Annotated in this window: 4 protein-coding genes; all 4 read right to left on the minus strand. The window is 66.8% G+C overall.

Going from position 1 to position 2,312, the window contains the following annotated elements:
- Positions 1–90 precede the first annotated feature (90 nt).
- Positions 91–264 carry a hypothetical protein gene (locus A5700_RS25780; protein WP_156670987.1) on the minus strand — a complete coding sequence of 58 codons (174 nt, stop codon included), beginning with the start codon at positions 262–264 and terminating at the stop codon, positions 91–93.
- 27 nt (positions 265–291) lie between these two features.
- A complete protein-coding gene (locus tag A5700_RS00305; protein WP_068066468.1) occupies positions 292–750 on the minus strand; it encodes a hypothetical protein in 459 nt (152 codons plus the stop codon).
- A 410-nt stretch (positions 751–1,160) separates the two neighbouring features.
- Complete coding sequence (locus A5700_RS00310) at positions 1,161–1,496, minus strand: hypothetical protein (protein WP_068066472.1); 336 nt, start codon at positions 1,494–1,496, stop codon at positions 1,161–1,163.
- An 88-nt stretch (positions 1,497–1,584) separates the two neighbouring features.
- The gene (locus tag A5700_RS00315) at positions 1,585–2,046 is read right to left on the minus strand and encodes a hypothetical protein (protein ID WP_068066475.1); all 462 of its coding nucleotides are present in this window, start codon (positions 2,044–2,046) and stop codon (positions 1,585–1,587) included.
- Positions 2,047–2,312: the final 266 nt, after the last annotated feature.

The following is a 2,312-nucleotide window of genomic DNA, read 5'->3' on the forward strand; positions in this document are numbered from 1 at the left end:
GCGCCGGCACCGTAGCGGGCCTGAAGAAAAAAGGGGGCCCGGCCAACCCCCGATGGTGGGGAGCTGGCCGGGCCCGGGAATGGTTGGTGCTCAGGTGATCTCGCAGGCGGTGTCGCGCAGCGCCGCGAGCAGCTCGACGTTCTCGCCGAGGATCGTCGTGTCGTGTCCCCACTGGCTGTAAGTGCCGGTGGCGGTGTCAATGAAGAATGCGATTTCGACTGTGCGGTTCTCGATGTCGCGTTTCACGGTGCCTTCGATGATCATGAGCCTGGTCCTTTCGCGTGGGGGTGGTCAGGCGGTGCGCCGGTAGGCGGCCGGCACGCTGATGCGGGTGATGGCCCACGGGGCGGCGTCGTAGCCGGGGAGCGCCTGGGCCAGCATGGTGTGCAGCTCGCGGCAGAATGCGTACGCCTGCGTGGTCTGCCAGTCTTGCGGTTCGCAGGCCTGGAATTCATAGCACTGCAACGCCTTGAGGACTTCCACGACCGACCAGCTGGTGTGCAGCGGTCGGGTGTAGTGATACTCGTAGGGCTCGTGGACGGGGTTGTTGAAGTAGCAGTAGTTCACCGAGGCGGTGTTGGCGTCGACGAGCATCTGGCCGATCTTGTCGAGGCTGTCCTCGGTGAGCTGGTTCACCCGGGTCGGGTTGTCGTAGACCCAGGTGAGGTTGCCGCAGGGGCGGCGGAAGCCGTAGCGTCCAGCCCAGAGCAGGACATTGATGTGCTCGGCATCGACGACGTATGCGCTCATGGTGGTGTTCTCCGTTTCTTGTGCTGAGTGGTGCGCCGGTCAGCGCTGGGGTGCAGGGAAGCGGGTGAGGGTGGGCGGTCAACCCCGTAGAGTCCGGGCCGAACGCAGCAGGGTTTTCGGCCCGCGCTCGCCGGCGCCGCAGGCGCCGCTGCGAGCTGGTATAGGGCCGAAAAGGTCACTCGGCCTGCGTAGTTCGGCGCGGGCGTGGGTTGACCGGTCGGGCCCCCGGCCGCTTACCATGAGCACCCTGCTGACGGCTTTAAGGTGAGGGGCTACGGATGTGGTGGCCACCGCAGGTGGCCAGTCCGGCCGCGCAGGGCGCGCCGGTAGCCTTTTCCGTGCCCGAAGAAAAAGGGGGGGCCCGGCCAACCCTCCGGGACTTGGTGAGGCTGGCCGGGCCGTTGTTGCGGTTAGGTCAAGCCGGCCGCGCGGAGACGATCGCGGATGGCTCCGAGGTTGATGGTGCGGTCGATGTCGTTGTCGTCGACGTAAAGGGTCGCCCAGTCGTGCCAGCCCTCGAGCGCGGTTTCCACCTCGTCGAACGACACGCCGGGGCGGCTGATGGCGATTTCATCACCGTTGTCGGCGCGACCTGCGTCGGCGACGACCGCGACGAGTTGTCCCGTTCCGTCGAAGATACGTGGGTCGTTGCGGGGCGCGAAGTTTCGGCGAAACCGCAGCTGGCGGGGCTTGCCGTCGGCGGGGTCAATGAAGTCCCAGGCCAGTGCGTAATCGATCTCGGTCATTGTCGGGTAAGTCCTTTCTGAAAATGGGATGCGGCCGGACCCGGCGTAAGGAGGTGAGGCGCCGAGCCCGGCCGCGTAGGTCGAGGAGTTAGGCCGCCAGCACGTGGGCGGCGGCGATGTCGGTGAGAGCGGTGTCGAGGTCCTCGCAGGAGGCGGGGGGGTTGGTGTCGATGGCGACGGTCCACATCGGCTCATCGCCGATTCCGGCGGTGAGGATGTAGGTGTGGCCGGCGTGTGCGGCGCGGTAGGACCAGTCGTGTCCGGGGACGGCATGGAACGTGAGGTCACCGGCGCGGACCTTGAGGATGCGCGTGTGTGGCTCGGTGTTGAGGTCGGGTGTGGTCGCTTCGACCGCGGCGAGCTGCCCGTGGTCGTCAGTGGCGATCAGGACCAGGCGGTGCCCACCGTCGCGGGTGTAGTGGTGAACGGCGGTCAGCGCGATGTCGCCGTGGTTGTGGAGCAGGATTCGGGTGATGCCGTACTGCTGGTGTTGGATGCGCGCGGCGGCTTCGTCAATGAGGTTGAAGGCGAGCGCGAATTCGTGGTCCATGGTGTTGTTCTCCGTTTCTGTGCTGGGTGGTGCGCCGGTCAGCGCTGGGGGAGCGGTTAATCGGGTGAGGGTGGGCGGTCAACCCCGAAGAGTCCGCGCCGAACGCAGCAGGGTTTTCGGCCCGCGCTCGCCGGCGCGAAGCGCCGTTGCGAGCTCGCATTGGGCCGAAAAGGTCACTCGGCCTGCGAAGTTCGGCGCGGGCGTGGGTTGACCGGTCGGGCCCCCGCCCGATTAGGCTGCGACCCCTGCTGACGGCTAAAGAAGGT

Source organism: Mycobacterium sp. E1214 (assembly GCF_001666755.1).
Classification (GTDB): domain Bacteria; phylum Actinomycetota; class Actinomycetes; order Mycobacteriales; family Mycobacteriaceae; genus Mycobacterium.

Excerpts from the sequence above, each read along its gene's own strand:
- A5700_RS00310 (WP_068066472.1), bottom strand. The coding sequence starts at position 1,496 with ATGACCGAGATCGATTACGCACTGGCCTGGGACTTCATTGACCCCGCC.
- A5700_RS00315 (WP_068066475.1), bottom strand. The coding sequence starts at position 2,046 with ATGGACCACGAATTCGCGCTCGCCTTCAACCTCATTGACGAAGCCGCC.
- A5700_RS25780 (WP_156670987.1), bottom strand. The coding sequence starts at position 264 with ATGATCATCGAAGGCACCGTGAAACGCGACATCGAGAACCGCACAGTC.
- A5700_RS00305 (WP_068066468.1), bottom strand. The coding sequence starts at position 750 with ATGAGCGCATACGTCGTCGATGCCGAGCACATCAATGTCCTGCTCTGG.